This is a genomic window from Streptomyces spiralis (assembly GCF_014654675.1).
Taxonomy (GTDB): domain Bacteria; phylum Actinomycetota; class Actinomycetes; order Streptomycetales; family Streptomycetaceae; genus Streptomyces; species Streptomyces spiralis.
On the sequence record NZ_BNBC01000117.1, the window covers coordinates 1 to 3,310 of the forward strand.

The window sequence follows — 3,310 nt, forward strand, 5'->3', positions numbered from 1 at the left end:
CCCGGTGAGCGTCTGCTGGTGCTCGGCAGCGGGCCCATCGGGCTGTTGGCCGCCGCGGCGGCACAGGCCGCCGGCCATGACGTCGATGTGGCGGCGAGGTATCCCCACCAGCAGCGCGCAGCCGAGGAGCTGAACTGCGGGGAGCCGGACGGCGAATACGACGTCGTGATCGACGCTGCGGGAAGCGATTCCAGCCTCCGCAGTGCTGCCGAAGTCGCCTGTCCAGGCGGGCGCATCGTGTCCACCGGCGTCTACCAGGAGAACGCACCCATTCCCGGGATCGTGAGCCTGACGAAGGAACTCACCTTCGTGCACTCCATCGCTTACGGCCGCCACGCCGGGGTGCGAGAGGTCGCGGAAGTTGCACGCATGCTTGCGACGAGGCCGGAGATTCCCGCCACTGTCATCACTCACCGATTCCCGATCGACGCGGCCGCGGAAGCATTCCGGGTCGCCGCCGACCGCACGTCAGGAGCCATCAAGGTCGTGATCGAACCCACCGATCCTCGCTGAACCCGCGCGCATGCCACCGAATCCGCCCAGGCCAGGGGCGTCAGTGCGGTGGTCGGGCTCGGCTACGCGGGTACCTCGGCGATGCATGCGGCAAGGTTCGTCACGGTCCGCCGGACCTTCTCCTAACAGAGTGAGCGACTCCGTGGAGCCGTCCGCCCATGCCCGCATCCTTCTGCGTTGCGGATCTCTTTCTCAGCCAACGGCTGCATGAGCTTACACCGTAAGTTGCCTAATATAATTAGGTAACTCTAGAATCCTTTAAGGCATGCTGGGGAGCCCGACTTGGAGGACGGTGTGGCTCGGGTAGGACTCACGACGGAGCGCCTGGTCAGAGCAGGGGCAGAGATGGCCGACGAGATCGGCTTCGAGCAGACGACACCCTCGAAGCTCGCCCAGAGGTTCGGCGTCAGGACTGCGAGTCTGTACTCGCACGTGAAGAACGCCCACGATCTGAAGACCAAGATCGCTCTGCTCTCCCTGGAGGAGCTCGCCGACCGGGTCTCCGCCGCGGTGGCCGGCAGAGCCGGCAAAGATGCCCTGATCGCCTTCGCCGACGCTTACCGCGATTACGCCCTCGAGCACCCGGGTCGCTTCACCGCCACCCAGTTCCGGCTCAGCCCCGAGGCGGCGGTCGCCAGCGCCGGTGTGCGGCACGCTCAGATGGCGCGGGCGATGCTGCGGCAATACGACTTGACCGAACCGCACCAGACGCACGCCGTGCGACTACTGGGCAGCGTCTTCAGCGGTTTCGTCGGCCTGGAGACGGCCGGGGGCTTCAGTCACAGTGCCCCCGATGCGCAAGAGACCTGGACCGAGATCCTCAACGCGCTGGACTCACTTCTGCGGACCTGGCCCGCCACTTCCTGAGCAGCACCCGGTCGATCTGCCGTCCGTCCCTTCCGATCGAAAAGATTGAGAACATGAACACCGAGCACGACTGGACCACTACTCCCATCACCCCGGACCTCGTGCGCGGTGCCCTGGATCTGGAGCACACCGAACGCGGTGTCCTGCCCCACCGGCTGCCTGCGCGAGCCCGGTGGCAGATCCCCGACGGCCAGTTGTCCATGGCCGAGTCGCAGCCTTCCGGCGTACGGCTGGCCTTCCGAACCCGGGCCACCGCCGTCGAACTGGATGTCGTGGCCACCAAACGGGTCTACTCCGGAGCAGCCCCGCGCCCCGACGGTATGTTCGAGCTTGTTGTCGATGGGCGACTCGTGGGCCGGGCGAGCGCGGTCAACGGCAACGTCCTCACCATCGACATGGCTTCCGGGACTGCGCGGACCCGCCTCGGCCCGGTGGAGACCCTGCGCTTCAACGGGCTGTCCGACGACGAGAAGGACGTCGAGATCTGGCTGCCGCATGACGAGACGACGCAACTGGTGGCTCTGCGCACCAACGCCCCCGTCCGGACTCCACCGCCCAACGGCCGCAAGGTCTGGCTGCACCACGGCAGTTCGATCAGCCAGGGATCCAACGCCGCCGCGCCCACCGGGACCTGGCCCGCCGTGGCCGCGAGGCTGGGAGGAGTGGAACTGGTCAATCTGGGGTTCGGCGGCAGCGCTCTACTCGACCCGTTCACCGCGCGCAGCATGCGCGACACCGCCGCCGACCTGATCAGCATCAAGATCGGCATCAACATCGTCAACACCGACGTGATGCGGCTGCGCGCATTCGGCCCGGCAGTCCACGGCTTCCTCGACACCATCCGGGAAGGACACCCGACCACCCCCTTGCTGGTCGTCTCACCCCTGTATTGCGCGATCCACGAGAACACCCCGGGGCCCACGACACCGGACCTCAGCGCGATGAGGCAGGGACGGCTGCAGTTCGTGGCCGCCGGCAACTCGACGCAAGCGGCTGCCGGGAAGCTGGCCCTCACCATGATTCGCGAGGAACTGGCCCGTATCGTCCAGCAGCGCGCCATGACCGACCCGAACCTGCACTACCTCGACGGCCTCGACCTCTACAGCGAGTCCGACTGCGCGGAACTGCCGCTGTCCGACGGTCTTCACCCGGCGCCTGCCACCCACCAGCGCATCGGTGAGCGTTTCGCCGACCGCGTCTTCGGCGAAGGCGGCGTGTTCGCCACGGAGGACGACTGACCACATCCACCTGTCGTGACCGTTGTGAGCATGCCGGTCATCACGGCGGGCTTCCCTGGATCCCCCTGAACAACGCCGCCGCCTGAGCCGGACACCGGCCCCCGGCGAGGCCGATGCCGGGCCCAGCACACCAGGGCCGTCCTGGTCTGCCCCGCGGATCACGTGGAGGCAACGGGGGAGGCGGGACGGGGGAGGGCAGGAGTCCCGACTCGGAAGCCTAGGCGGACAGCACGTCGACCAGCAGCTTGGCGGTGCCTTCGGGCGACTCGACGGGGAAGTGGTGGCTTCCCAGGTCGACGGGCACGAAGCGGAGGCGGTCGCCGTAACGCTCGATGGCCTCCTGCGTGAGGATCCGGCGCACCGCGAACACCGTGATCGGCTGCTTGACCTCGCGCAGTGCGGCGTCCATGTCCCAGTGGACCAGGCCCTCGATCGATCGCAGGCCCGCGGGCTGCCGGACGGCCACCATCTTCTCGAAATAGGCATCCTTCAGCGCCGGATCAGTGTCCTCCGGCGATCCGCCCTCGACCAGGCCTCGCACCGCGGCGCCGAAGTCCTCATGGAACGGCTGCAGGATCGCCTTGGTCTGTTGTTCGTCCTGGGCGGGGAAGAGCGCCAGGTAGTGCAGGGCGTCGAGCGCGATCACGTGTGTCACGGTGTCGGGCAGGAGCCGGCCGACTTCGACGGCGACC

The 3,310-nt window shown here is 67.6% G+C and carries 4 protein-coding genes; 3 read left to right on the forward strand and 1 reads right to left on the reverse strand.

Annotation, left to right across the window (positions count from 1 at the left end):
* From IE318_RS44145 to IE318_RS44155, 3 genes are all read left to right on the forward strand, one after another.
* A partial coding sequence (locus IE318_RS44145; RefSeq protein ID WP_189908459.1) for a zinc-binding dehydrogenase occupies positions 1-513 on the forward strand: 513 nt, incomplete at its 5' end.
* A gap of 294 nt (positions 514-807) precedes the next feature.
* Positions 808-1,380, forward strand: a complete 573-nt coding sequence (locus tag IE318_RS44150) for a TetR/AcrR family transcriptional regulator (RefSeq protein WP_189908460.1) — start codon at positions 808-810, stop codon at positions 1,378-1,380.
* Positions 1,381-1,433: 53 nt separating this feature from the next.
* Positions 1,434-2,618, forward strand: a complete 1,185-nt coding sequence (locus IE318_RS44155; RefSeq protein WP_189908461.1) for a GDSL-type esterase/lipase family protein — start codon at positions 1,434-1,436, stop codon at positions 2,616-2,618.
* 217 nt (positions 2,619-2,835) lie between these two features.
* Here IE318_RS44155 and IE318_RS44160 read toward each other — a convergent pair.
* Positions 2,836-3,310: alpha/beta fold hydrolase (locus IE318_RS44160; protein WP_373311452.1), on the reverse strand; the 475-nt coding region annotated here is incomplete at its 5' end.